The organism is Kyrpidia spormannii (genome assembly GCF_002804065.1).
Classification (GTDB): domain Bacteria; phylum Bacillota; class Bacilli; order Kyrpidiales; family Kyrpidiaceae; genus Kyrpidia; species Kyrpidia spormannii.
The window spans coordinates 1,753,003-1,778,602 of sequence record NZ_CP024955.1 but is presented as its reverse complement, the minus strand read 5'-3'; the positions used below and the strand labels follow the sequence as shown (position 1 = coordinate 1,778,602).

At 58.0% G+C, this 25,600-nt stretch carries 23 protein-coding genes and 1 other annotated feature; of the genes, 15 read left to right on the top strand and 8 right to left on the bottom strand.

What is annotated here, in order from left to right; all coding sequences use genetic code 11:
• The first annotated feature begins 21 nt into the window (after window positions 1–21).
• Genes CVV65_RS09065 through CVV65_RS09055 form a run of 3 tightly spaced genes read left to right on the top strand, consistent with a single transcriptional unit; the run spans window position 22 to window position 2,068 of the window.
• Window positions 22–1,326: an FAD-dependent oxidoreductase gene (locus CVV65_RS09065; RefSeq protein ID WP_100667853.1), complete on the top strand. Its 1,305-nt coding sequence runs from the start codon at window positions 22–24 to the stop codon at window positions 1,324–1,326.
• Window positions 1,323–1,613 carry a ferredoxin family protein gene (locus CVV65_RS09060; RefSeq protein WP_100667852.1) on the top strand — a complete coding sequence of 97 codons (291 nt, stop codon included), beginning with the start codon at window positions 1,323–1,325 and terminating at the stop codon, window positions 1,611–1,613. Before CVV65_RS09065 ends, CVV65_RS09060 begins: the two co-directional genes overlap by 4 nt.
• Window positions 1,614–1,651: 38 nt before the next feature.
• Complete coding sequence (locus CVV65_RS09055; RefSeq protein ID WP_100667851.1) at window positions 1,652–2,068, top strand: hypothetical protein; 417 nt, start codon at window positions 1,652–1,654, stop codon at window positions 2,066–2,068.
• Between the two features lie 273 nt (window positions 2,069–2,341).
• Here CVV65_RS09055 and CVV65_RS09050 read toward each other — a convergent pair whose 3' ends face one another.
• Window positions 2,342–2,536, bottom strand: a complete 195-nt coding sequence (locus tag CVV65_RS09050) for a hypothetical protein (RefSeq protein WP_100667850.1) — start codon at window positions 2,534–2,536, stop codon at window positions 2,342–2,344.
• A 208-nt stretch (window positions 2,537–2,744) separates the two neighbouring features.
• Between CVV65_RS09050 and CVV65_RS09045 the strand changes: the two genes are divergently transcribed.
• From CVV65_RS09045 to CVV65_RS09035, 3 genes are all read left to right on the top strand, one after another.
• On the top strand, window positions 2,745–4,334 hold the full coding sequence (locus CVV65_RS09045; protein ID WP_100669350.1) for a YifB family Mg chelatase-like AAA ATPase: 1,590 nt from the start codon (window positions 2,745–2,747) through the stop codon (window positions 4,332–4,334).
• 197 nt (window positions 4,335–4,531) lie between these two features.
• Window positions 4,532–5,632 (top strand): glycosyltransferase, encoded by a 1,101-nt coding sequence (locus CVV65_RS09040; RefSeq protein ID WP_133121269.1) that lies wholly within the window; start codon window positions 4,532–4,534, stop codon window positions 5,630–5,632.
• Between the two features lie 116 nt (window positions 5,633–5,748).
• Window positions 5,749–6,876 carry a mannosyltransferase family protein gene (locus CVV65_RS09035; protein WP_100667848.1) on the top strand — a complete coding sequence of 376 codons (1,128 nt, stop codon included), beginning with the start codon at window positions 5,749–5,751 and terminating at the stop codon, window positions 6,874–6,876.
• On the opposite strand, the gene CVV65_RS09030 is transcribed toward CVV65_RS09035, so the two are convergent.
• Both CVV65_RS09030 and nadA read right to left on the bottom strand, forming a co-directional pair.
• On the bottom strand, window positions 6,851–7,378 hold the full coding sequence (locus tag CVV65_RS09030; RefSeq protein ID WP_100667847.1) for a transcription repressor NadR: 528 nt from the start codon (window positions 7,376–7,378) through the stop codon (window positions 6,851–6,853). The two genes, CVV65_RS09035 and CVV65_RS09030, sit on opposite strands and share 26 nt — an antisense overlap.
• Before the next feature lie 47 nt (window positions 7,379–7,425).
• Window positions 7,426–8,520: a quinolinate synthase NadA gene (nadA, locus tag CVV65_RS09025; RefSeq protein ID WP_100667846.1), complete on the bottom strand. Its 1,095-nt coding sequence runs from the start codon at window positions 8,518–8,520 to the stop codon at window positions 7,426–7,428.
• A gap of 103 nt (window positions 8,521–8,623) precedes the next feature.
• Between nadA and CVV65_RS09020 the strand changes: the two genes are divergently transcribed.
• A complete protein-coding gene (locus tag CVV65_RS09020) occupies window positions 8,624–9,790 on the top strand; it encodes a cysteine desulfurase family protein (RefSeq protein WP_100667845.1) in 1,167 nt (388 codons plus the stop codon).
• 150 nt (window positions 9,791–9,940) lie between these two features.
• Window positions 9,941–11,221 carry a methyl-accepting chemotaxis protein gene (locus CVV65_RS09015; protein ID WP_157935450.1) on the top strand — a complete coding sequence of 427 codons (1,281 nt, stop codon included), beginning with the start codon at window positions 9,941–9,943 and terminating at the stop codon, window positions 11,219–11,221.
• Window positions 11,222–11,250: 29 nt separating this feature from the next.
• Here CVV65_RS09015 and CVV65_RS09010 read toward each other — a convergent pair whose 3' ends face one another.
• Window positions 11,251–12,861 carry an ATP-dependent metallopeptidase FtsH/Yme1/Tma family protein gene (locus CVV65_RS09010; RefSeq protein ID WP_100667843.1) on the bottom strand — a complete coding sequence of 537 codons (1,611 nt, stop codon included), beginning with the start codon at window positions 12,859–12,861 and terminating at the stop codon, window positions 11,251–11,253.
• A 197-nt stretch (window positions 12,862–13,058) separates the two neighbouring features.
• Between CVV65_RS09010 and CVV65_RS09005 the strand changes: the two genes are divergently transcribed.
• On the top strand, window positions 13,059–13,670 hold the full coding sequence (locus tag CVV65_RS09005; RefSeq protein WP_100667842.1) for a hypothetical protein: 612 nt from the start codon (window positions 13,059–13,061) through the stop codon (window positions 13,668–13,670).
• A gap of 35 nt (window positions 13,671–13,705) precedes the next feature.
• Here CVV65_RS09005 and CVV65_RS09000 read toward each other — a convergent pair whose 3' ends face one another.
• The 4 genes from CVV65_RS09000 to CVV65_RS08985 all read right to left on the bottom strand — a co-directional run bounded on the left by CVV65_RS09000 (window position 13,706) and on the right by CVV65_RS08985 (window position 16,651).
• Window positions 13,706–13,912 (bottom strand): DUF4177 domain-containing protein, encoded by a 207-nt coding sequence (locus CVV65_RS09000; RefSeq protein ID WP_100667841.1) that lies wholly within the window; start codon window positions 13,910–13,912, stop codon window positions 13,706–13,708.
• Between the two features lie 58 nt (window positions 13,913–13,970).
• Window positions 13,971–14,828: a glutamate racemase gene (gene murI, locus CVV65_RS08995; RefSeq protein WP_157935449.1), complete on the bottom strand. Its 858-nt coding sequence runs from the start codon at window positions 14,826–14,828 to the stop codon at window positions 13,971–13,973.
• Window positions 14,829–14,947: 119 nt separating this feature from the next.
• Entirely contained in the window at window positions 14,948–16,024 is a 1,077-nt protein-coding gene (mqnE, locus tag CVV65_RS08990) for an aminofutalosine synthase MqnE (protein WP_100667839.1), read from the bottom strand.
• Between the two features lie 213 nt (window positions 16,025–16,237).
• Window positions 16,238–16,651: a hypothetical protein gene (locus tag CVV65_RS08985; RefSeq protein ID WP_100667838.1), complete on the bottom strand. Its 414-nt coding sequence runs from the start codon at window positions 16,649–16,651 to the stop codon at window positions 16,238–16,240.
• Window positions 16,652–16,811: 160 nt separating this feature from the next.
• Window positions 16,812–17,078 (top strand) — a binding site (T-box leader).
• A 15-nt stretch (window positions 17,079–17,093) separates the two neighbouring features.
• Here CVV65_RS08985 and ilvA point away from each other — a divergent pair.
• From ilvA to trmFO, 6 genes are all read left to right on the top strand, one after another.
• Window positions 17,094–18,119: a threonine ammonia-lyase gene (gene ilvA, locus CVV65_RS08980; protein WP_100667837.1), complete on the top strand. Its 1,026-nt coding sequence runs from the start codon at window positions 17,094–17,096 to the stop codon at window positions 18,117–18,119.
• A 405-nt stretch (window positions 18,120–18,524) separates the two neighbouring features.
• On the top strand, window positions 18,525–19,682 hold the full coding sequence (gene sucC / locus CVV65_RS08975; protein WP_100667836.1) for an ADP-forming succinate--CoA ligase subunit beta: 1,158 nt from the start codon (window positions 18,525–18,527) through the stop codon (window positions 19,680–19,682).
• A 17-nt stretch (window positions 19,683–19,699) separates the two neighbouring features.
• Entirely contained in the window at window positions 19,700–20,617 is a 918-nt protein-coding gene (gene sucD / locus CVV65_RS08970) for a succinate--CoA ligase subunit alpha (RefSeq protein ID WP_100669348.1), read from the top strand.
• Between the two features lie 141 nt (window positions 20,618–20,758).
• Window positions 20,759–21,913, top strand: coding sequence for a DNA-processing protein DprA (dprA, locus tag CVV65_RS08965; protein WP_133121267.1), 1,155 nt, complete (start codon window positions 20,759–20,761; stop codon window positions 21,911–21,913).
• A gap of 225 nt (window positions 21,914–22,138) precedes the next feature.
• A complete protein-coding gene (gene topA, locus CVV65_RS08960) occupies window positions 22,139–24,268 on the top strand; it encodes a type I DNA topoisomerase (protein WP_100667834.1) in 2,130 nt (709 codons plus the stop codon).
• Window positions 24,269–24,274: 6 nt separating this feature from the next.
• Entirely contained in the window at window positions 24,275–25,600 is a 1,326-nt protein-coding gene (gene trmFO, locus CVV65_RS08955) for an FADH(2)-oxidizing methylenetetrahydrofolate--tRNA-(uracil(54)-C(5))-methyltransferase TrmFO (protein ID WP_100667833.1), read from the top strand.

Sequence of the window (25,600 nt, the reverse complement as noted above, 5' to 3'; positions counted from 1 at the left end):
TCAAAGATTGGGGATGAGAGCGTGGCAGATGAACGATTTGACGCAATCGTGGTAGGTGCCGGTCCTGCCGGTACTGCCGCCGCGTATACCATGGCGAAAGGCGGCCTGAAGGTAGCCTTGATCGAGCGGGGAGAGTTCCCGGGGGCCAAGAACATTTTTGGGGGAGTGCTGTACCGCAAACAGCTGGAAGACCTCCTTCCGGAATTCTGGAAAGAAGCGCCTTTGGAGCGTACCATCGTGGAACAGCGCCTGTGGTTACTGGGGGAAGACAGCGCTGTCACCTTCGGTCACCGGAATTCCAAGTTCGTCGATCCCCCGAATTGTTGGACGGGGCTGCGGGTGAAGTTCGACCAGTGGTTTGCGAGCAAAGCGGAGCAGGCCGGGGCGATTCCGATCTATGAAACGGTGGTTACTGAGCTGTTGCGGGAAAACGGGCGAGTGGTCGGGGTTCGAACGGACCGGGAGGACGGCGACCTGCGAGCCAACGTCGTGGTCATTGCCGACGGCGTCAATTCCTTGCTCGGCAAGTCGCTCGGAGTTCACCGGGAGTGGCGCCCGGATGAGGTGTCCCTGGCGGTGAAAGAGGTCATCGCCTTGCCGAAACAGACCATCCAGGACCGCTTCAACGTCGAAGGCAACGAAGGGGTCACCATTGAGATCGTCGGTCACATGTTCGGCATGGCGGGACTCGGGTTCCTGTACACGAATCAGGAAACTCTCTCCCTGGGCGTCGGTGTGATGGTCAGCGATCTCCGGAAAAAACGGATCAAGCCCTATGAGGTTCTTGAGGCGCTCAAGCGGCATCCGATGGTCGCCCGCTTGATTGAGGGGGGCGAAGTGAAAGAATACTCCGGGCACTTAATCCCCGAAGGCGGGTTAAACTCCATGCCTCCCCTGGCGGGGGACGGGTGGATGATCTGTGGAGATGCCGCCCAGATGGTCAATGCCGTGCACCGCGAGGGAACGAACCTGGCAGTGACTTCGGGACGGCTGGCAGGGGAAACCGCCATCTCTGCCCACGCCAAAGGGGATTTCTCATCGGCGACCCTTGGCGAGTACACCAGGGCGGTGCGGGGATCGTTTATTTACCAAGATCTGAAGAAATATCGCGGCGTTCACGGGTTGTTGGCAGCTGGAGAGTCCGAAAAGCTTTTTGACCAATTGCCTCAGGCGCTTAACGACGCGGCCTACGAAATGATGCTGGTTGACGGTGTGCCAAAGAAAGTCAAACAAAAGGCTGCGGTCGGGCATCTTCGTGAAGTGGCGGGCGGGAATATGGGTCTGTTGCGTCTAGCTCTGAAAGGTTGGAGGGCGATGAACGGATGACACAAGCCCAGAGCATCGAAGAGCGGCTTTTCACGATTCGCTACAAAGCGGACGACAAGTCCCACTTGATCATTAAAGACCAGGATGTCTGCGCGAAATGCGTTGACAAAGATTGCAACTATTTTTGCCCGGCGGATGTTTATCTTTGGCACGAGGAGGACAAGATGACTTCCGTCGCCTTTGAAAATTGTATTGAATGTGGAACCTGTCGGTTGGCGTGTCCCACTTATAACATCGAGTGGGTGTATCCGACCGGAGGGTATGGGATCACGTACAAATTTGGATGAGGGTGAGCCCTGGGCGAGGAGAAAGGGGGACACCGATCGTGCGTCACGGCCGGGACTGGAGTTCTCGTTCAAGCGGGCGGGCATCCGCTTACCGAAAGGTACAATTCCCGAATCTCACGCGTTTCGTGGACACGCTTGTGAGTAAAGGAACAAATATCGTCCATGTGGATGTGTTTGAGGAGGTCCGTCAAGCGGAGCTGTCGTTTCTCTTCTATATCACGCCGACATTGTTCGTGACTGCCGTCGATCCTTCCGGATTCACCGTGTACGAGTATCAAGAGCCGCTGGAAACCGTGATCAGTGAAAGCAGGCGACTGTCGAAGGGTACTCCGGTTGAATCGGCACGCCTCCGAATGGCGGAATTGGAAGCGGTTCTGCGCTCCCAGGGGTTCGAGGTCCAGCCCGGTCGCTGCGCGGTTCCGGTGGAGTTCCCGGTAAGTACTTCAAAAGCCTAGAATGGGACGAAAGCAGCCCTCTTGAGCCTCTGGCCTCGGGGAGTTGGCCAGGGCCCGGGGGCTTTTCGTTTTTTTCTTGCCGACAGCCGGTCCCGAGCCCAAAAAATACCCCGTTCCAATGATCCCACCGATGCCGAGTGCTTCGACTAAAAGCAGATCACTTTCCCGATCTGCCTGCGGGTCGCGACAAGGTTTCTTTTTGCACTACGCTGCCTCCTGTTTTGTAAAGACTTCCGCCTTGTCAAATCCGATTATCACATCCCCTGAGGTGCTTTAACCCGGTTGATTGGTAGAAGACTTGGACGGCCCGGATTCTACCTCATCCCAGACCAGGCGGGTAACCCGGGTGAAGTCTCCCCGGGCTTTTTCTTTGGGGCTGGCATCCTCCTCCAGCCCTTCCACGCCATTTAACCCCGGCGCTGCGGTGGGCTCCTTTTTTGGCGTGGAATTCTGTTGGGGTTTATCCACGGACCATCGCCTCCCCGGGTGAGTCTCCACGTTGATCGGTCTCAAAACATAGCATGCCGGGCCAGTCGGCCTCTATTCGCCATCGGTCGTTCTAAAGGATTTCAAACAAAGGTCCCGGATAACGGCTTCGCCGAATCCCTAAGGGCAAGGAAAGTTCATGTGCAGGCCGGGCCGGCGAGTCGGCCTGCTTCGAACGGGGGGGGTTATCGTGTTTGCACGGATGCCCAGCGTCGGTTTGTTGGGAGTAGACGCGAAGTTGGTCCACGTGGAGGTCAGCATCAGCTCGGGTTTGCCGAGGTTTGAGATTGTGGGGTTGCCGGGATCTGAGGTGCGGGAAGCGAAGGAGCGGGTGAGGGCGGCGATTGAGAACAGTGGTTACCCGTTTCCACTCCGGCGCATCGTCGCGAACCTGACGCCCGCGGATTGGAAGAAGGAGGGGGCGGGGTGGGACCTTCCCCTAGCTCTCGCCATTCTGGGCGCGGCTTCGGTGATTCCGGTGGAGCGGGCGGCGCGGATGGTGGCGGTGGGGGAGTTAACTCTGGACGGCGTTGTTAAAGATGTTCGAGGCATGTTGCCGGCGGCGCGGACGGCGAAGCGAATCGGATTACCCCTTTTGTGCTCTGTCGATTCGTTGGACTTGGTCCGCACCATTGAAGGGCTCCAGGTATTTCCGGTCCGGTCGCTCCGCCAGGCGGTGGAGGCCGTTCAGGGCACTTGTTGTGGAGCCACCGTGGCCCGGGAGTCTTTTGCTCCTGATCCGGAGAGGCGGGAGGATTTTGCCGACTTGATCGAGATGGAACACGCCAAACGGGCCTGCGAGATCGCTGCAGCCGGGTGGCACCCTCTCCTTCTCACCGGTCCTCCGGGGTCTGGAAAGACTGCCCTGGGGATGCGAATAACGAGCATTCTACCACCGCTTTCCATGGAGGAAGCTGTCGAAGTGGCGAGCATCCACTCTACTGCCCATCTCTCTACCAACGTGCGGCCTTCCCTTCACCGGCCGTTTCGAAATCCTCATCACAGCATCAGCGCTTCGGGGCTTCTGGGAGGTGGATCCTACCCCAGACCAGGCGAAGTGAGTCTCGCTCATCGGGGAGTACTGTTTCTCGACGAGTTCCCGGAGTTTTCGCGAACAGCGGTTGAGGGGCTGCGCCAGCCACTGGAATCCAGAGAGATCACGGTCGTCCGCAACCAGATCCTGGTGACGTTCCCGGCACAGATTCTGTTCGTGGCCGCTGCCAATTTGTGCCCGTGCGGTCGAAGTGGGACCGACGAAACTTGTCACTGTTCTCCAGCGCTCTTACAACGTTATTACAGTCGCATGTCGGCGCCGATTCTGGATCGGATCGATCTGTTTGTGGAAGTGGCCCGGCTGCGCCGTAGCCCCTTCGAAAGGACGAACGGAAATCCTGAGAGCTCGCGGATCATCCGGGCCCGGGTGGAAGCAGCCTGGAAACGGCAGAAGCAAAGACAACCCGAATCTGTGTTTCCCTTCAACTCCGGTTATTCGTTGCAGGAACTGCGACGATGGGCTCCCTTGACCCGCCAGGCCCGGGATTTATTGGAGACGGCTTACGACCGCCTCGGACTCTCCACCCGGGCGTTTCACCGGGTGTGGCGAGTGGCGAGGACCATCGCCGACCTCTCGGGGCATGACGCAGTGGAACGTGACGATGTGGCGGAGGCTCTTCAATACCGAAGGCGTCCCAGCGCTTGGGTGGATATGAAGGACGCGCCCGGCATCACTCCGGCGGGTCTCGAATCGAACCGAACGGGAGCCAGGCGGTTGATGGAGTAGGTGAACCAGGGGCTGGGTGTGGGATGAAGGACCCCAGGTATGGGCGAGGGCAAAAAGGTGGAGGATAGGGGCACAACCTTGGAGACTCGATCTTGGAGGAATGGATTGCACAAAGTCGGGGATTGCGAGTAAGATGGACGGAGGGATTGGATCACGGTCTGAGCCTTTGCGGTGCTCAGCAGCCGAGGAGGCATCGGGTGAACGTGTTGTCGATCGTGGTACCAACCTATAACGAGAATCAAACGGTACGCTTGTTGATCGACCAACTGGAGGAAGCCCTGCGAGGACTTTCCTATGAAGTCATTTTTGTTGATGATAGCAGTGATAACACCCCGGAAGTGCTCGCCCAATTGTGTGCCGATCATCCGCGGGTGCGCTGCATTCACCGCGAAGGTCAGCGAGGCTTAGCTACGGCTGTGCTAGAAGGGTTTCGGTTGGCCCGGGGGTCGGTGTTGGCCGTCATGGACGCCGATTTGCAACATCCTCCCGAAGTCCTGACCAGGATGTATCGCGAGATCGGACAGGGGGCCGACGTGGTCATCGCCAGTCGCCATCTGCCGGGTGGAGACGACGGGGGGTTACACGGGATTCGCAAGGTGATTTCTCGAACGGCTCGAATGATCGGGAAAGCGGCGCTGCATCGGGTCCGTTCTGTCAGCGATCCGATGAGCGGTTTTTTTATGATTCGGCGCCAAGTGATTGAAGGCGTGCACCTAAACCCCGTGGGCTGGAAGATACTCATGGAGATTGTGGTCAAGGGGCGGTATTCGCACCTCGTCGAGATTCCCTACGCTTTTCGACCCCGGGCTGCCAATGAATCGAAGATGAGCCCGGCGGAGATGATCAATTACTTGCGTCATGTCGCCCGGCTAGTGGTGCAGTCACCGGACGATCGAAGGTTTTGGTTGTTTGCACTGGTCGGCATCAGCGGGGTGGCAGTGAATACACTTTTATTTGCTCTTTTGACGAGATGGCGCATTTTTCCAGAGACAGCCGCTTTTGTTTCTGGTTCGTTGGCGATGATTTGGAACTTTGCATGGAACTGCGGATTGACGTGGCGGGATGCCCCGCAAAGTGATCCGCTGGGGGTGACCTTTGCCAAATATGCCGCGGTGGCGCTGATCGGCATTGCCGTCAACCTGGTCGTGCTCAGTGTGCTGTTCCGCCTCCTGGACGTTCCGAAAGAATGGGCGAACCTAACAGGGATTATCGGAGGAGCTTTGGTGAATTACCGATTAAATGATCGGTGGACCTGGCGGAGAGTGGGACACAAACGGCCGCGAATGCGAGTGTCTTGATTTACCTGAGGGAAAGGTCGTTGAAGTATCTGCTTTTTGAATGCCGGCTGTCAGGCAAGGCCGTGGGCCTGGGCGAACCGGCCGGAATGCGGCGTGGGAAGAAATGAGGTGACGGCGTGAATCGGGGGCGGGAATGGGCGTATGCCGCCGCATCTTTTGTTTTACATAAAATCGTCGTATGGGGCGGAAGTATCTGGTTCAGCATGGACAAACATCCGGTTGTCCCGCTGACGTCCTTTTTACAATACGCCCTGATCCAGAATTTCAGCCGCTGGGATACGCAATGGTACATCGGAATTGCCGCCCACGGATATCGCCCCACCTCGGCGGCCTTTTTTCCGTTGTTTCCCTTTTTCATTCGATACGTGCACCAGTGGACCGGATTTACGTACGTTGAAAGTGCCTGGGGGATTGCAAACATCTTCTTCTTTTTTGCCCTGTACATCACGGCGAAGCTCTTCCTGCTGGACCAACCTCCCCAGACTGCGTGGCGGGCGTTGGTGCTGATGGTGTTCTTTCCGACCGCGTTTTTCTTTGCAAGCGGGTATACAGAGCCATTGTTTCTGTTTTTTACCGCTGGGAGTCTCTATTACGCGAGGACTGGGCGTTTCTGGACAGCGGGATTTTTCGGGTTGTTCGCGTCGTTGACCCGCAACACGGGCCTGGCGTTGGTGCTGCCGTTTTTGTACGAGTATTTTCGACGGCGGGGATTTCGGTGGCAGGGGGTCGGGCCAGATTTGGCGGCCGTTGCATTAATACCGGCTGGACTTGAAATCTACATGGGTCTGTTGAACGCAAAGCTCGGCGATCCCTTAGCTTTTGTACACGCCCAGCAAAAATGGAAGCGGGCATTCATGTGGCCTTGGGATACGCTTCGGCTCGGCACCCTCGAGTTGTGGGTCAAGCCGTTGCACGGTTGGTCATGGATGATCCGGGCGTTTACCGTCGGGGTGGTGTGGGCCGAGTTGGCCCTTTTAGCCCTGGCTTTGCCCTTTCGACGCTTGCGCATTCACGGCAGTTACTATCTTTTCGCCCTGGTCTCCGCAGTCGTTCCGCTGCTTTCCCCGGCTCGCGACTGGTACTTTCTGAGCATCTCTCGGTTTGTTCTCGTGCTATTTCCTTTATTCCTGATTGCCGCCCGCATGTTGAAATCTCGAGTGCTGTTTTACGCCGCCTGTGCCGCGGAGGTGGCGGGGATGTTGATGATCCTCCAGAACTTTAGCAAAGGGTACTTTGTGGCGTAGATTGAAGGAGGTAAAAGCCGGCTTCGACCAACGCTTTTCGGGCGCGGGCGATCGGTTCGGGCCCCGACGCCAAGAGGGTGTGATAATGGAGGCCGCCTGTCACCTCCGAAAAGAGAGGGACCGGCGACCTGGCGCGAATCTCGAGAAAATGGGCGAGATCTTCCGGGGTGGCAATATCGAGCCGGCCGTGAACTCGCCCGTAGACGGGGTGATCGATCCACACGTCTTCCACACTCACGCCGTGCCCCACGAGGATTTCGAGCTCCCGGGGCAGTTGTTCGGGCGTGTGCACAATTCCCAAAACTTCTCGGTAGAAGTGGGGTCGTGTGCCCAGTACGTACCCTTGGGGTGTGCTGAGGACGTTCATTCCTTCCCCTCGCAGCCGGGCGATGTCGCTCACCACCGTTTGCCGGCTAACCCCTAGGCGTCGGGCCAGTTCGCCCCCTGAGACCGGGCCCGGTTCCCGATATAGGATGTAGAGCAGTCGTTCCCGTCTGGTCATGCACGTTCGCCTCCCCGGTGATTGGACGCAGGGCTTCCGGCTGCGGATTAGGATACATCGAGCATGCGGTCGATGGCGAGTCTTGCCCAGCGGGCGGTGTCTTCCGGAACGTGGATAACGCCGGTGGGCTGGCCGTGGACCAAGCTTTCCAGGGAGTCTGCGAGATGGGGCCGGTCGATGCGATTCATGGTCAGACAGGGGCAAACCATCTCATTCAAAGAAATGATCATCTGCTCCGGGTGCTCCTTGGCCAACCGGTGAACAAGATTGTGTTCGGTCCCCACCGCCCACTGAGTGCCCGGTGGCGCCTGACGAATTGTCCGGATAATAAAGTCGGTGGACCCGCTCGCATCGGCGAGTTGGACCGTTTCGTAAGGGCATTCCGGGTGTACGATCACCTTGATGCCCGGGTATTTCTCCCGGACAGCGCGAACATGTCCGGGTTCAAAACGCTGATGGACCGAACAATGGCCTTTCCACAGAATCACCTTTGGGTCTTGACCGCCGTGGGGGAACGAGAGCTCCATCTCCCCTGGATCGTACACGGCTGTTGCTTCGAGGGGAATGCCGAGTTTGACGGCGGTGTTCCGTCCGAGGTGCTGATCGGGCAAAAAAAGAATTCGCGGCTTGATGCTTAGCGCATATTCGAACACTCGGTCGGCGTTGGACGAGGTGCAGGTGAGTCCCCCGTGGCGTCCGACAAAAGCTTTCACGGAGGCTGAAGAATTGACATAGGTGACGGGCAGCAATGTGTCCCCATACTGATCGGTAAGCAGCTCCCAGGCCTCTTCCACATCTTGAGCGTCCGCCATATCGGCCATGGAGCAACCCGCATTATGGTCCGGCAGGATCACTGTCTGGCGGTCCCCGGTCAAGATGTCTGCCGTTTCCGCCATAAAATGGACACCGCAGAAGACAATATATTGTACATCGGTCAGCCCCGCTGCGATGCGGGACAATTGTAAGGAATCTCCCCGATAATCCGCGAAGCGAATGACATCTTCCCGCTGATAATGATGTCCAAGAATCACCACTTGGTTGTTGAGTGCCCGCTTTGCCTCAGCGATGCGCTCGTCCAACTCCTCGGAGGAATAACGGGATAACTCGGCGATGCCCGGAGTGAGACATTCCGCAAAAGCCATGGGTCAAACCTCCTATCAATGATGGTTTCATTATGGTTTTGAGGTTGTCACATGTCAAGACAGATGTAAAATAAGAGCAATACCACCAAGGGGGCGGAAAACCATGGATTCTAGTCGGTATTTTGATCATGCAGCGACAACGCCGATGTACCCCGAGGTGCTCGCCGCAGTGCACCGGGTCATGGAGGAGGAAATCGGGAACCCTGGTAGTTTACATCAAGCGGGTCTTCGGGCCAAAGAGATCGTTGAGGAGTCGAGAAGCGTCATTGCCAGGTCCATCGGGGCCCGGGACCGGGAAATCGTGTTCACCGCATCGGGAACCGAGGCCAACAACCTCGCCCTTTTCGGTGCCGCCCGGAGGCGTGCAAGGAAGGGGGAGGGCCGCCATATCCTGGTGGGCGCCATCGAACACCCGTCTGTTCTTCGGGTGGCAGACCAGCTCGTCCGGGAAGGATTTGAAGTCGAACGCTTGCCGGTGGACCGACATGGACGAGTTGACCCTGCTGAGGTCGGGCGGAGGTTGCGGCAGGACACCATTCTCGTCAGCCTCATGCACGCCAATAACGTCGTGGGATCGATCCAGCCCGTGGAGATCATCGGGGAGATGACACGGGAACGGGGTGTTCTCTTTCACGTAGATGCGGTTCAGAGCTTCGGTAAAATTCCCGTCGACGTGCGGCGCATCCGGGCGGACCTGCTCACCCTTGATGCCCACAAGATGGGCGGGCCAAAGGGAGCTGCGGCACTGTATGTACACAAGGGCACGCGGCTTGACCCCGTCATATTCGGCGGAGGTCAAGAACGGCAACTCCGGCCGGGCACGCCTAACGTGCCAGCCATCGCTGGGTTTGGGAAGGCGGTAGAATTGATGGAGCGATACGCTCTGGGCGAGCGGGGGGCGGCCCTGCGGAGGCGATTGGCAGAGCAGATTCGCCGGTCGATTCCAGAGTGCGTGGTGTTTGGCCATCCGGAGGAATCATTGCCAACCATTTTGACTATTGGAATTCCAAAGGTGGAAGGGCAATTATTGATGCTCGAACTCGATCGGAGGGGGTTCGCCGTCTCCAGCGGATCGGCCTGCAGCGCCTCGGAATCCGAACCTTCATACGTCTTATTGGCGATGGGGTACTCCCGGGACGAAGCGTTGGAAAGTCTGCGCATCAGCCTCGGATGGACCAATACGGAAAGTTCGGTGGACGAACTTGGAGAAGCCCTGTCCGAGATTGCGGCGGAGATGCGATCTGCCGCACTCTCCATCCGGGGGAAGTGATCCCACCGTCGGCACGGGTGGATCCGGGAATGAGTGGTGTGCGATCCCACTGGATTTTGTCTCTCACCCGATATGTTGCCGCCGTTGTCCAAAAGTTTAAGGAAATGTTATAATGTCCACAGAACTCCGGGGTAAAGGGTGAAGATGAAGGTGGCAGCCGAACACACCATCTCGTGGTATCGAAGGAGTCTGGCCGCATATTTCTTTTTATTTCACACGGCCCTGGCCGCAGCCGTTGCCGGTGCCGTCCGATTCTTCGATCGGGTCCTCACGTCGGGAGCGGATTTTGCAATTCTAGTCGTCATTCTTGGGATGGCGTCGATCTGGACCTGGGTGTACCATCGTTGGCTGATCCCTCCGATGAAAGAGATGGTTCGCGGACTGACCGCGGTGACCGATGAGATTGACGTGTCTACCCGGGTGGGGTACCGTTCCTTTCATGAACTAGGTCGAGTCTCTCACGGCATCAACCGTATGATCAAGGGATTCTACGGGATCCTGCTCAAAGTTCGAGATCACTCCCGGGATATTTCTGCAGGCATCGCGGAAATGGTTGAGCTTTCGAGCCAATCCGCCGATTGGTCTCACAAGATATCCGCCGCCATGGACCAGTTTGTCGCCGCCCTGTCCAAACAGACCGAACTCGCCCGGCTCTCGGGTAAAACCGCCCAAGAGACTGCCGCGGCAGCCCGGGTCGCGGACGGGCGGGCTTCGGAAAGTGCCCGGGCGGCGGAGCGGGCCCGGCGGGAGTTGGACAAGGGACTTCGAGCGGTGGCGGAGATTCGGCGGCAGATTCCTCAAACGGTGACCGCGGTCCACGATACGGCGGCGGCGGTGGAACAACTTGGACAGTTGTCGAAAAGGGTGGAGGAGATCGCCGGGTGGATCGGACATATCGCTTCCCAGACTCACTTGTTGGCGCTCAATGCAGGGATTGAGGCCGCCCGGGCCGGGGAAGCAGGACGGGGGTTTGCCGTGGTGGCCCAGGAGGTCCAGAAGCTGGCGGCTGAGACCCAGGGGGCAGTTCAGCAGATCGGTGGGCTCATCGATAACATCCGGGAACAAGTCGAGATCAGTGTGGCTCGGACTCGGCGATCTCAGTCCTTGGTGGATGAGCAAGAGGCATTGATTCATACGGTGGCGACCGCCTTTGACGACATTGCCGATTCGACAGCTGACGTTGACCGATCGTTGACGGCCGTCGCCGAAGCGTATCGGGTCATGGCCCAGGGTAACGATACCGTTATTCACGCTGTGGACGACGTCGTCCAAAACGCTGAACACCTGTCGGCCGCCATCCACGAAGTGTACGCCGCCGTACAACAGCAAACTGCCACGGCCACGGCGATCGCCGCCGAAGCCCGCCGGGCCCAGGAACGGGCTCGGCATCTGGAATACGAAGCCATTCGGTGGAAGGGCTTAGGCGGCTGAGACCCTGATTCGCCGCTTCCATTACCACCTCAAGAGACAATGGACTGAACGCGGACGATCTGAAGAAAATCTTCCTCTTCCAGAACTTCTTTTTCAAGCAGCCGGGCTGCCACGCGGTCTAGCACCGCCCTGTGGCGCGTGAGGATGTCCAGGGCGGTTTGATAACACTCTCCGAGCACTGCCCGGGCGTGCTGGTTGGCCGCTTCAAGATCGGCGCCTCCGCAGTGGTGAGGCCGGAGGGACAGGAGGCCAAGGGAACTCATCCCAAATCGGGCGACCACGGACCAGGCGAGATCGGTGGCTTGTTCCAAGTCTTGTTCCGCACCTGTGGAGGTGTCGCCGAAAACCAACTCTTCTGCGGCCCGTCCCCCCAAGGCCATGGTGATTTTGCCAAGCAACTCCCGTTTGGTGTACAAAACCCTGTCTTCGGGGGATTCTTGCAAGACAAACCCGAGAGCTTGTCCCCGTGGAAGGATGCTGATTCGTTGGATTCGCTCCACTCCTTCAATCAAACCGACCAGGGCGTGTCCCGCTTCGTGATAGGCGGTGATTTGACGGTCTTTCTCGCGAAGAGTCAGATCCCTGCGAGCGTTTCCTGCAACGACCCGATCGATCGCTTGAGAAAAGTGGCGCGCCTCGATCTGTCGGGCCCCTTCCTTGACAGCTAGGATGGCGGCCTCGTTGCACAGGTGCTTGAGCATCGCTCCGGAAAAACCGGGGGTGCGCCGGGCCAGACTGCGAAAATCCACCGCCGGATGGATGGGCTTAGTGCGGGCGTGGAGGCGAAGAATTTTCTCCCGTCCCTCGATGGAGGGCAGATCAACGCGGATATGTCGGTCGAAGCGCCCGGGCCGCAGCAGGGCGGGGTCGAGGATGTCGAGTCGGTTCGTCGCTCCCATGACGATGATGTCCTGGCGTCCGTGGAAACCGTCCAACTGCACCAAGAGTTCGTTGAGGGTCTGATCCCACTCCTGGGAGCTTCCCGTCTCGCCCCGCCGCCGGCCAAGAGCATCGAGTTCGTCGAAGAAGATGATGGCCGGCCGGCCGATTCGACGCACTTGATCGAACAGGTCTCGAATTTTTTTGGCCCCGAGGCCGACGTACTGTTCAACAAACTGAGACCCACTGCAAGCGACGAATTCAACCCCGGCTTCACCCGCCACTGCCCTGGCGAGCAGCGTTTTCCCCGTGCCTGGGGGGCCGTAAAGGATCACACCCTTGGGCATCTCCGCCCCCATTCTTCGGTATTTGCCGGGATCTCGCAGGTAATCCACGATATCCCGGAGTTCGTCCACAGTTTCGTCCACCCCTGCGGCGTCGGCAAAGGTTACCGTAGGTTGGCTGCTCGAGAATTCCTTTGATGGCCGGGTGACATCTCGCACCACCGGCGCTGTGGGCCTGCCCAGGGGCCCAGGCGTTGGACGATACCTCAACCACGCCCAGAGAAGCCCGGTCATGCCGACGGATGCAAGAATCCCGGCCAGCCATTCGCCGCTGAAGACGGGCATTCCACCCGCAATCCAAATCGGGAAGTGAAATGACTTTTGCCCCCACCAGACCGTTCCGGCCGCGATGAGCATCAGCACGGACATGAAGCTAATCACCCATCGAGAGTGACGGCGTTTTCGAATATCTCGCATTTGGTCTGCCCCCTCACCCAACGAGAATCAACATCTGCCACAATTCGTCCTACGGACCAGTCTCGCCGAGAAAACGAGTAGTCAAACCGCAGCGGAGGGACAGGTGTCTCTTGGCTGGGAGGCCGGAATCACGTTATAATCATGGTGCTGGGAATCCCTTCAGGTTTCCACTTAAGAAAAGGTGCGGTGTTGCCAAGGTGTGGTTTTCATCGTTTTGGAAAAAGCAGATGCAGCCGGAATCCCGGTTGGAACGACAGCGGAAACTGGTGGCTAAAAAAAGGTACGTGGTGGATATTAACGTTATGTGCAATTGTCCCCCGTTGTTCTACACCGAGGGCGTTACCCTGGTGATGCCGATCAGCGTCTATAAAGGGGCTTTTCGTTACTGGGACTCGCTGCTGAACCACCCAGATCCCGGGGAGTTCGAACGAAGTGACATGACGGCACTGTGCCAGCTGATGCCGCAATTGTCCACCGATTTTATTCGATGGCAGGCCCAAACGGTGGAACGGGCGGGAGGCGACTACTATCGGGGCAAGCCGTTGCTTCTTAACGGCAAGGTCAGGTTGCAGTTGGTGTGGGCGTATTTTTCCGATCTCCTGCCGACGGAGGCTTTGTCGGAAGTGATCGACGAGGACTACCTCTTGGACTGTCTCATCGCCGCGGCAGAGGAGAATGCCCCGTATCTGGTCACCGATGAAACGGAGTACATTGTAGAGGACTTGCGGCGGGAGTTTCGCCTTCACGTTCCTTGTCTTGACGTGGACGACGTGATGAAGGGTTTGCGGCACAACCGGTCAAACGGGTGACAGTAGCCCCCGCTGCGTCGCGGGGGCAGTCGGAATTACCGGGTTTTGCCGTCGCCGCGTTTTTTGACTGACGTGATTCGGGGCGCTCCGGGCCGCTTGAAAACTGCAGTGCAGTGAAACTGCCCCGGTATCGGCACGATCGACACCAGTTCCCATCCCTGTTGTCCCATGTTGTTCAGTTGGTTGCGAATCCCCTCGACATGATTGACCAAGCTTGCGTATTCCCACTGGATTCGCGCCACAGTTGGTTCACCCCCGAGTGTCCGCGCGTGTTGCACTCATAGCATATGAAGGCGGTCTTCAAGGGTGCATGCCTGGTGTCGCAGAACCGTGAGTGACCGCTTTGGCTCCCGAGGTGGTTGGCTTTCTGCGCAGCCCGATGTGGCCATATTCCTCCGAGGCTTCAGTCTGGATCTGGGAAGAGACGGATTTCCAGAATGCGTCAAGAACAGTGGCATCCCCACTGGCCAGCAGCGTGACCGATCCTGATGAGGACGACGCGGGAAAAGCGTCTTGTTTTTCAGCGACATGCCGTGCGAGGTGATTCGCGGGATCAATGAGGAGGGTGTGGGGCACCCGGCTCTGAATCTGATTGGCGATCAGCGGATAATGGGTGCACCCGAGCACCAAAACCTCGGCGCCCCAAGTGGCCAGCGGTTTTAGATAGCTGTCTAAAAAAGGCCCATAAACCGCAGGATCTTTCACGCCTCGTTCGATCAGCGGTACCAAGGCGGGGGCGGCCACGCTCCTCACCGCTGCGTCGGGTCGTGCGGATCGAAGTCGGGCTTCAAAAACCCCCGCTTCTACGGTGCGCCGCGTGGCGAGAAGGGCGATTTTTCTCCCGGGGAAATGTTGGACCGCCGGGCCGACCGCATCCAGTAGGGTCAGTACAGGCAAATCCGGATAATGATCCACGAGGGTGTCCACGGCCACGGATGCGCTGGTATTGCAGGCCACGACCAAGAGGTCAATGTCCCGGGCCACCAGTTGTTTCACTGCGGCCAAGGAAAGGGCGCGTACCTCTTCTGCGGTTCGATCGCCATAGGGGGCATGAAGGGTATCGCCAAAGTAGACATAATCATGTTCGGGCATGTGACGTACGAACGCTGCCAAGACGGTCAGTCCGCCCACCCCGGAGTCGTACATACCGATCCTCAACGCCCAGGCCTCCTTCATTCGTGCCGGTGCATCACCGGGATCCAGTCGGCATCCGAACTTGCGCGTCCTCCCGGGAGCCTCGGAGAACGGCGCAACTCGGTGCCCGATTGGCCGGGACGTCAGTATACGCGAACAGGACGATAAAAGGTATCCCGCTCCACGGGAATCCGCCCGGCCCCTTTAATCAGCCAAACCAATTCATCTCGAGTCAAAGATTGACTGGTGAGTGCCCCGCCGGCGTGACTGATTCGCTCTTCCACCAAGGTCCCGTGTATATCTGAGGAACCGAAGTACACCGCCATCTGGGTCAGGCGCGGACCGATATTGATCCAGTATGCCTTAATATGGGGCACGTTGTCCAGCATCAACCGACTCACCGCAATGGTGCGCAAATCGTCATCCGCCGATGTCCGCTGTTTCAGAGAAGCGGTTTTGCGGCTCGGCTGCACAGCTAAGGGAATAAAAGATAAAAACCCTCCCGTTTCATCCTGGAGTTCACGAATATAGATCATATGCTGTAATCGTTCTTCCAGCGTTTCAATCAACCCATACAGCATCGTGGCGTGGGTCCGGATGCCCAGTTGATGGGCAATTCGATGAACGTCGAGCCACTGCTCTACCGATGCCTTGTCAGGGGCCAATTTCTCCCGGTAGCGTTCGCTGAGAATCTCGGCTCCGCCTCCGGGCATACTTTCCAGCCCGGCATCTTTTAAAGCTTGCAAGACCTCTTTAACCGATAGACCGGACAAACGATGGAAAAACTCGACCTCAGCGGCCGTGTAGGCTTTGATCGTCACATCGGGGTAGGCCGTCTTTAATGCCCGCACAACATCTGTGTAGTATTGAAATGGCACTGTAGGATTATGACCTCCGACGATGTGGAACTCTTTAATTCCCGGCGTCCACCTTTCCTTGACGTACTCAAGGACCTCATCCGGGGACATGGTATAAGCCCCCTCTTGATCCGGGTCCCGGCGGTAATAACAGAAACCGCAATGTGCTTCGCAAACGTTGGTGGGATTAATATACATGTTTTGTATGAAATAGACATTACGTTCATTCAGCCGCCGATTGTATTCGTCAGCCAGTCGCCCGATTTCCAGCAGATCGTCATGTCGATATAGGCGCAATCCGTCTTCCAAGCTCAGCCGCTGGCCGTGGCGAACCTTTTCAGCGATATCCGCAATTCCACTCATGCGGGCCCCGCCCTCCTCTCTATCAACTGGCACAAAAAGTCTTCCGGCGAAGATATCGCCTTAAGTATAGGAGGGCACCGGAGGACTGTCAACGAAAGAGGCCGAGGATCCGGAACATCTGTTTGCTCGATCCGGTAAGGTGCGATTTATGATACACAAGAAAAGCGCCCGGTTTGGCGCTGTGAATCTTTCGGGGTGAGCATCGGGGCGCTTTTAGTCTGGAGTGCGCATGATCGGGGTATCGGTGATCGCCTTGAGCCGCGTTTTAAGTTCTTCTTCCCACGTGTCGTCGCCCGTGGCTCTTGCTAAATTAATTAAATCGAGTAGCGCATCGACTTGGTCTGGAATATACCGCCGATCCAACAAGACGCGTTCGTCCGGGGGATACATGTCGAGCACCTCTTTGACCCGGTCTTCCCCTACCAATTCGCGAAAATTCGCCTCTCGCAAGCCATCCGTGGCACAGTTGTGGGCGATCATAGCGAAATCCGACGACACAGCGGGAGCGATGTGCCACCTGTTGCAGGTCGGACACGTGAGAACCGGGACATCGTGGATGAATACGGGACCTTCGGCATAGACATTCTGCAATGACGCGACCATGGTCATACCGCAGCAGAAATCCATTGGATCTCCCTCCCGCATGTGGCGGATTCGTAAAGTCTATATTTAGCTTTCATTATAGCAAAAGATCTCGGAAAAGGGAATGGACTGAAATCAAAAAGGTCCAATGTAAACATTGACATCCCATGGCAACCGTGGTAAGATGGCATAAATTAGGTTGGCGGAAAAACCGATGACCGGGTCGAGTACCCAGTTGAGGTGGCCAGAGAGTCTCCGGCTGCTGAGAAGGAGATCCACTCGAGACTGAGGGAAAATCCCCCGGGAGGTGCGCGCCGAACGCCGAGGTGTTCCCGGCCAGTAGGTGTCGCCGCGTCCCCGCGTTACGGGGCCGGGCGTCGAAGTCTGGCGCTTTGGAAGGGAGAAGTGGGCGGCCTCTTGTCCAGGAGGCGGCCAAACAGGGTGGTACCGCGGGTAACAACTCGCCCCTGAGGGGGCGGGTTTTTTTGTGGTTTTAAAACGCATTGGGGGTGTTCCAGTTGGGGATTGCGTGACCCTTACGGACGTTCAAGAAGCGGCGGTGCGGTTGGCACCCGTCATACATCGATTTCCTCTACAACAATCCCAGACGTTCAGCCGCATGTCGAACAACCAGGTGTTTTTAAAGCTGGAAAACCTCCAAAAAACCGGGGCATTCAAGATTCGCGGCGCCTATAATAAAGTGGCGAAATTGTCGCCGGAAGCCAGGGACCGGGGCATCTTCAGCGCGTCGGCCGGAAATCACGCCCAAGGGGTGGCTCTGGCCGCGTCCCGGTTTGGTGCACCCTGTACCATTGTGATGCCCGAAGGGGCACCAGAAGCAAAAATCACGGCCACTCAGGGATACGGATCCCGGGTGGAGTTGGCGGGAGCCACCTACGACGACGCTCACCTTCATGCAAAGCGGCTCTGTCGCGAGCAGGGGGGTACCTTTGTACACGCCTTCGATGATCTGGATGTGATCGCGGGCCAGGGTACCATTGCCTTGGAGATTGCGGAAGACTTGCCCGACGTCGACGCAGTGGTGGTGCCCGTGGGCGGGGGAGGCTTGATTGCGGGGATTGCCGCGGCGCTCAAGGCCCTTCGGCCAAAGACCGCAGTATACGGGGTGCAGGCGTCGGGGGCGGCCTCCATGGCCTTATCTCTGCGGGAAGGGCGTCGGGTCACATTGCCCGGGGTTGCCACCGTGGCAGATGGCATCGCAGTCAAATCCCCGGGGGAACTCACCTTTGATCATGTGAAACGTTTTGTTGATGACGTGGTTACCGTTTCGGATGACGCTATCCTTCGGGCAATGTACGCTTTTTTGGAAAGGACGAAAATGCTCGTAGAAGGTGCCGGCGCTGTTGGGCTGGCGGCTTTGTTTGAAGAGGTTCTCCCGTTGCGGCAAAAAAAAGTGGTGCTCGTGGTCAGCGGGGGGAACGTGGATATTGCAAAACTCGCCTCGTTGCATCCAATGGATCGCCCGTCACCTGTGGGAGTCGCAAAAATCTGAGGTCAAAGTGGGCCGGATCCCGGGTGCGGAATTGGGCGGCGATTGCGACAATGCCGAAAGACATTGTCATCTCGATGGGAATGGTCTATGTTTTGAAAGGGAGTACGTCTCCGGTTGGAATAGTTCGGTCGGCGCATACTAAGTGCCGGAAGTGAACCTTTGGCGTGGAGGCGATCGCCGTGAGTGAATACACGGTCCGATGTTTGTTGTGTGGGCAAACTTCGGTCGTGTCCGAACAGCAGGCGGACCAACTTCAGATCGCCAAGCAGGGGGGCGCGTATATCTGCGATCTGTGCCAAAGACGCGTTCGGCATGAATGTGAGCAGCAAACGCGTTAAAGCTGCCCGCGCCGGCCGGAGCGGCGGGCCGCTCTCCCGGGCATTTTGTCGTAAAGGGGGACCATGAATGAACATTCACGAGTATCAGGGTAAAGCGATCCTCAAAACATATGGAGTCGCCGTTCCCCAAGGGCAGGTGGCCTTCAGCGTCGAAGAGGCGGTCCGAATCGCCGAGGGTCTTGGGGGCAAAGCGGTTGTGAAAGCCCAGATTCACGCCGGAGGGCGTGGGAAGGCCGGCGGCGTGAAGGTGGCGAAATCCCTGGAACAGGTTCGGGAGTATGCCCAGCAGCTTCTCGGTTCCACTCTGGTGACCCACCAGACCGGGCCTGAGGGGAAAGTGGTCAAGCGATTGTTGATTGAACAGTTGACCGATATTCAGAAGGAGTATTACATAGGACTGGTGGTGGACCGGGCAACAGGTAGGGTTGTCATCATGGCGTCGGAAGAAGGCGGCATGGAGATCGAAGAAGTGGCCGCGAAAACTCCGGAGAAGATCGTTCGGGAGACCATCGACCCGGCAGTGGGCCTCATGCCCTTCCAAGCCCGCAAACTGGCTTATGCGATCCATATTCCGAAACCGCTGGTGAACAAGGCGGTTCAATTTATGTCTGGACTTTACCGAGCTTTTGTCGACAAAGACTGTTCAGTGGCGGAAATTAATCCACTCGTGGTGACCGGGGACGGGAACATCCTGGCCCTGGATGCCAAGCTCAATTTCGACAGCAACGGTTTATTTCGCCACCCAGAACTTTTGGAGCTGCGGGATCCCGATGAAGAGGATCCCCGCGAGCAACAAGCCGCGAAATTTGGCTTGAGCTATATTGCGCTGGACGGCAACATCGGGTGTATGGTAAACGGCGCCGGATTGGCCATGGCCACGATGGACATCATCAAGTATTACGGGGGAGAACCGGCGAACTTTCTCGATGTCGGCGGAGGGGCGAGTACCGAAAAGGTCACCGAAGCCTTCAAGATTATTCTTCAGGATGAAAAAGTGAAAGGGATCTTGGTCAATATTTTTGGCGGCATCATGAAATGTGACGTGATTGCAAACGGGGTTGTGGAAGCCGCCCGGCAGTTGGGGCTGGATCGGCCGCTGGTGGTACGGCTGGAAGGAACGAACGTGGAGTTGGGGAAAAAGATTTTGGCAGAGTCCGGTTTAAAAATCGTGCCGGCCGATTCGATGGCTGACGCGGCGGAGAAAATCGTATCGCTGGTTCATTGATGGCGGGGGGGACGAAGATGAGCATCTTGGTCGACCGGAATACCAAGGTCGTGACGCAAGGGATTACAGGTTCTACGGGATTGTTTCATACAAAACAAGCGTTGGAGTACGGGACGAAGGTTGTGGCCGGCGTCACCCCGGGCAAAGGCGGCACTGTGGTCGAAGGAGTTCCTGTATTCGATACGGTGGCGGAGGCGGTCAAGGAAACCGGGGCAAACGCGTCGGTGATTTACGTGCCGCCGGCTTTTGCTGCCGATGCGATCATGGAGGCGGCGGATGCGGGGCTGGAGCTGGTGATTTGTATTACGGAAGGTATTCCGGTGCTCGATATGGTGAAAGTCAAACGGTACCTGGAAGGCCGGAAGACGCGGCTCATCGGGCCCAACTGTCCCGGGGTGATCACTCCGGATCAGTGCAAGATCGGGATTATGCCTGGTTACATCCATCGGCCCGGACACGTCGGGGTGGTCTCCAGGAGTGGGACGCTTACCTATGAAGCGGTCCACCAGCTGACCACCCGGGGCATCGGGCAGTCGACCGCCGTAGGCATCGGTGGCGACCCGGTGAACGGGACGAATTTTATCGATGTATTGAAGATGTTTAATGAGGATCCGGAGACCGAGGCTGTGATCATGATCGGCGAGATCGGAGGCACGGCGGAAGAAGAGGCGGCGGAGTGGATCAAGGCCAACATGAAAAAACCGGTGGTCGGGTTTATCGCCGGCGCCACAGCTCCAAAAGGCAAGCGCATGGGCCACGCCGGGGCCATCATCTCCGGCGGGAAGGGCACCGCGGCGGAAAAGATTGCGAAGCTCAAGGAGTGCGGTGTTCGCGTCGCTCCGACGCCCGCCCAGATGGGGGAAACTTTGGTCGAGGTGTTGAAGGAACGGGGCCTGCTCGAGAAGTGTCAGACCGCGGTCCAGCAAACTCGTTGATCACGGTCCCCGCGGTTGAATCACCCCCTTTTCCAAGGGGGTTTTCTTTTTTTGTGTGCGGTTTGACATTTTTAAATAAAGGGAGTCCCCCGAATCCCTGTCGAATGGAGCAAGGGAGAGACAACGGGTGGGGGTGGCGGTTTGAGAGTAGGTTCGGATGAGTGGCGGGAGGAGCGGGCAGCACTCTTAACCTTGTCGCGAGTGGAGGGGGTGGGGCCCGGGACGCTTTCCGTCTGGAAGAAACAGTTCGGGACGTTCCGCAGCCTCTGGGCGCTATCTGAGGTGGAGATTGCCTCGGGCCTGGGGCCAAGGGGGAAGATGTTGGCTGGCCGTATCGTAGGTGCCCGCCGCCGGGGACCTAAGGGGGCGGACCTCGAGGAATGGACGCCCTATGGCGCCATGTGGACTACAACTCTCTTGGACTCCGATTACCCGGGGCGCTTAAGAAGTCTCCACGATGCTCCTTGGGTATTGTACGGGGTGGGTAATCCCGGGGTTCTCAAGGACGATCTCCCAGCGTTGGCAATTGTGGGAACCCGGCGTCCGACGATGGTGGGGCGGCGGGTAGCCCGATTGTGGAGTGCAGATTTGGCAAGGCGCGGTGTGGTGATCGTGTCCGGTTTGGCCCGGGGCATTGACGGGTTAGCCCACCGGGGGGCTCTGGAAGGGGGAGGGCGGACCATTGCAGTCCTGGCCGGCGGATTTCATCACCTGTATCCCCCGGAGCATCGATCTCTGGCAGCGGCGGTGGCGCGCAGCGGGGCGCTGATCAGTGAGCAGCCTCCCAACTGTCAGCCCAGGCCGGGATTGTTCCCCATTCGCAACCGCATCATCAGCGGATTGTCAGAAGGCGTCCTCGTGGTGGAAGCCGGGGTGACCAGTGGAGCCCTGAAGACCGTGGACCATGCTCTGGACCAGGGCAGGGACGTATTTGCGGTCCCGGGATCTGTGGCCATCGAGGCCAGCCGGGGCACCAACCTCCTCATCCGGGACGGAGCTAAACCGGCGATGAGCCCCGACGACGTCGCGGCGGAGTATCCACATTGGCCTGCTGCGCTTCCTGCCTCGGCCGATGGCGAAATCGAGAACCGGATTGCACGCCGGGCGGTGGACTCAGATTCCGGGCGGGTTCTGGCCGCCTTGGAGGAAGGTTGCCGCACGCCGGACCTCATCGCCAGGCGAACGGGTCTCCGGCTGGAACACATCAGCCGGGTTCTCACCGATTTAGAACTCGCGGGGCGGATCTACCGCGAACCCGGGGGATTGTACGGGGTTGTTCCTTTTTTGCGCGGTTAACCTTTCTTTCGCGGCGTCCCATGACCCTAAGGGGTTTCGTGGAAAACGGCGATCAAGTCGATTGCGGGTGGTTTTCGCTGGCCAGAACCGCCAGGGAGTGGGAAAGGGAACAGGACATGTCCGCGCGTTGCATATCTTTGGAGGAGAGTGGTACTATGGTTGCAACCGCGATCAGACTTTCGATCCCTTTGTCTGAACCCTGCAGCGGGAAAGGGGGAGAATGCGGTGGCAGATTACCTCGTCATTGTGGAATCTCCCGCGAAAGCGAAAACCATCGGCAAGTATCTCGGTAAACGATATATGGTTAAAGCGTCCATGGGCCACATTCGGGATCTCCCAAAGAGCAAGCTCGGGGTGGATGTTGCCCGTGATTTTGAACCGCATTATATCACCATCCGGGGAAAGGGAGACGTACTGAAAACCCTTCGGGATGCCAGTAAAAAAGTTAAGCGGGTGTATCTGGCGGCCGACCCGGACCGGGAGGGCGAAGCGATCGCTTGGCATTTGGCGAACTATCTCGATGTCAATCCGGATGGGCCGTGTCGGGTTGTTTTTCATGAAATTACGAAACAAGCGGTTCAAGAAGCCTTTGCTCATCCGCGACCCATCGATCGGGATTTGGTAAACGCGCAACAAGCCAGGCGGATCCTGGACCGGCTGGTGGGTTATAAGATTAGCCCCCTGTTGTGGAAGAAGGTGCGCAAGGGGCTGAGCGCCGGACGAGTCCAGTCTGTTGCACTGCGGCTGGTATGCGACCGGGAGAAGGAGATCCGGGAGTTCAAGCCCGAAGAGTACTGGACCCTGACGGCTCGCTTTAAAGTCGACGGTCGGACGTTTGAAGCGAAATTCGTCGGAGTCGGGGACCAGAAGGTGGAGTTGGCGAACGAAGAGGAGGTCAAGGCGATCCTCGCCCGGATATCCGGCCAGTCTTTCACGGTGATCGGGGTGCGTAAAAGTGAGCGTCGCCGGAATCCGGCGCCGCCTTTTACAACCAGCAGCCTGCAACAGGAGGCGGCGCGGAAACTCAACTTTCGCGCCCAAAAGACGATGTCGGTGGCCCAGCAGTTGTATGAAGGCCTCGAGATCGGGAAAGAGGGCAGCGTGGGACTCATCACCTACATGCGGACCGACTCCACCCGAGTGTCGCCGGTGGCCCAGGAGCAAGCCCGTTCTTACGTAGAAAAGACTTATGGGGCGGCATATCTCCCGGAAAAGGTCAAACAGTACCAGACTCGCTCCGGGGCCCAGGACGCCCACGAGGCGGTGCGCCCCACTGAGGTCGCGCGAACCCCGGAATCCATCAAGGCCTATTTGAACCGGGATCAATATCGGTTGTACAAGTTAATCTGGGAACGGTTTGTCGCAAGCCAGATGGCGCCGGCGGTTCTGGATACGGTGTCGGCGGATATCCAAGCTGGGGATGTCTTGTTTCGCGCGGCGGGCTCCAAGGTGAAGTTTCCGGGTTTCATGACCCTGTACGTCGAAGGGGAAGACGATGCCAAAGAAGAAGAGAACCGCGACCTGCCCGATCTGCGGCAAGGACAGGAGCTCCCGGAGCCGGCTCTGGAGCCGAAACAACATTTTACCCAGCCTCCGCCCCGCTACACCGAAGCTCGTCTCGTAAAAACGATGGAGGAGCTAGGCATCGGGCGTCCGAGCACCTATGCGCCGACCCTGGAGACGATCCAGAAAAGGGGGTATGTATTGCTGCAGGAACGACGTTTCGTTCCTACAGAACTCGGAGAGGTTGTGGTGGAACTTCTCAAGGAGTTTTTCCCCGAAATCATCGACGTGGAATTTACCGCTCAGATGGAGGAGCGACTGGATGGGGTCGGGGAGGGACGGGTCAATTGGGTGGAGATGTTGGAGGAGTTTTACCAGGATTTTCAAAAACAATTGGATCTCGCCGAGCAGGCCATGCAGCACGTCCATCTGGAGGAAGAAGAATCGAATGAGATCTGTGAGAAGTGCGGTCGGAGGATGGTGTATAAGCACGGTCGGTTCGGAAAGTTTCTTGCGTGTCCGGGATTCCCGGAGTGCCGGAACACCAAACCGATCCTCAAATCGATCGGGGTGTCTTGCCCGAAGTGCGGCGGCGATCTGGTAGAACGCCGGGCAAAGCGGGGGCGAATATTTTACGGGTGCAAAAACTATCCCAGCTGTGATTTTGTCTTGTGGGATCGTCCAACTGGCGAGAAGTGCCCCCGGTGCGGAAGCCTCCTTGTCCTTCGAAAAGCAAAAGATAAAGAGACGGTCCAATGCAGCAATCCCCAGTGCGATTTTAAAGGGAACGCACTGGAAAAGGCCGAAAAGGGCAATTCCGCCGGGCGTAGGTCAGCGGTTGAAACGATGTGAGGAGGGATGAGGGTGGATCCCGTTACGGTTGTCGGAGCGGGTCTTGCCGGTTCGGAGGCGGCGTGGCAAATCGCCCGCCAGGGGGTGCCCGTTCGTTTGTACGAGATGCGGCCGACGGTTTTCACTCCCGCCCATCGCACGGACCGCTTCGCGGAACTCGTATGTAGCAATTCCTTGCGGGGAGCCGCTCTAACGAATGCGGTTGGACTCCTAAAGGAAGAAATGAGGCGGTTGGGCTCGATCATTCTCGAGGAGGCGGACCGGCATGCCGTGCCGGCCGGGGGGGCTTTGGCGGTGGACCGGGAAAGATTCTCCGCTGCAGTGACGGAGCGGCTTGAAGCCCATCCCTTCATTGAAATCCGGCGAGAAGAGGTGACCGAGCTGCCACCCGGCATTGGCGTAGTGGCCACCGGTCCGCTCACGTCGGAGAAACTCCATCGAACGATTGCTCGGTGGACCGGGGAAGCGTATCTCTATTTCTATGACGCGGCAGCCCCGGTGGTCACCCGGGAATCGATCAATTGGGAGAAAGTTTTTGTGGCATCCCGGTATGACAAAGGCGAGGCGGCCTATGTGAACTGCCCGATGACCGAAGATGAATTCGACCGGTTTTATGAGGCCTTGGTGTCCGCCGAGACGGCGCCGCTCCGAGATTTTGAAAAAGAGGTCTATTTCGAGGGGTGCATGCCGGTGGAGGTGATGGCAAGGCGCGGCCGGCAAACTCTTCTGTTTGGACCGATGAAGCCGGTGGGCCTTATCGATCCGCACACGGGAAAACGGCCTTTTGCCGTCGTGCAATTGAGGCAGGATAATGCTGCGGCGACGCTGTATAATATAGTGGGATTTCAAACACACCTGCGGTGGGGAGAGCAGTCCCGGGTGTTTCGCCTCATTCCTGGGCTGGAGGAAGCGGAGTTCGCGCGTTTCGGGGTGATGCACCGCAACACCTATCTCAATTCTCCCAGGTTGCTTTTGCCAACGTATCAAACCCGCCGGCGAGAGACGTTGTTTTTTGCAGGACAGATCACAGGTGTGGAAGGGTACGTGGAGTCTGCCGCATCGGGGCTGATTGCGGGGATCAATGCGGGACGCCTGGCCAGGGGAGAGGATCCGTTGACCTGGCCGCCGGAGACGGCGATGGGGAGCCTCGCCCGGTATATCACCGAGGCGGACCCTGACAATTTTCAGCCCATGAATGCGACGTTTGGACTGCTTCCGCCCCTTAATCCGCCTGTTCGGGAAAAGGCCAGGCGACATCTGGCCACCAGCGAGCGGGCTTTGGCCACTTTGGCGGCCTTTATGGGCGTGAATCGATTGAATCTCGCCGGATAA